2 protein-coding genes are annotated in these 627 nt (G+C 47.5%); both read right to left on the bottom strand.

The genetic code is table 11. The features are described 5' to 3' along the window. A partial coding sequence (locus tag R8O11_RS28860) for a DUF2878 family protein (protein WP_318195075.1) occupies window positions 1-311 on the bottom strand: 311 nt, incomplete at its 3' end. A 5-nt stretch (window positions 312-316) separates the two neighbouring features. Beyond that, window positions 317-627: class I SAM-dependent methyltransferase (locus R8O11_RS28855; RefSeq protein ID WP_318195074.1), on the bottom strand; the 311-nt coding region annotated here is incomplete at its 5' end.

The following is a 627-nucleotide window of genomic DNA, read 5'->3' as shown; positions in this document are numbered from 1 at the left end:
TTGGCGAAGCGGTGCAAAAGCACTTTCAGTTGGTAGGCATACCATGCAAACAATACCCATAGACCAATCAACCACACAGGGAGCCAAGGGGTAGGGAAAACCAAAAGCGAGAAGTGTTGATTTAGCGTATCGAGAACTAGCCCGAAAAAAGTGACAAAGGATATCGCTTTCACCGAATGAAACGCCGTCAGAATGGAATACACCAAGGTCGCCAACGCCAGTATCATCATCAACCATTGCCACTCAAAAGTACCAAGCACAGCAATAAACCAGCACAGTTGAAACCAAGTGGACGCAATCAACACTCTCATAATTGTTATGGGCGCTGGAAAGTCATGTGAACGGCGCTGATCGTACGTGCAAGAAAACCGCCTTCACAATAACTAAGGTAATAACGCCACATGCGGACAAACCGGTCATCGTACCCAAACCCTCGCACAGCATCCTCTGCGCGGTTAAAACGGCGATGCCACTCATTCAGTGTTTTTGCGTAATCTAGGCCGATGTCGAACAAATCACGAACCACCAAATCACTGTGCTTAGTGGCCGCTTGTGTCAAAGACGTCACCGACGGCAAGAAACCACCAGGGAAAAGGTATTCCTGAATAAAATCGACATTGTTGCTGT

Source organism: Vibrio sp. 1288 (genome assembly GCF_033344475.1).
The sequence above is the reverse complement of the archived record's forward strand: the minus strand, read 5'-3'. Positions and strand labels throughout refer to the sequence as shown.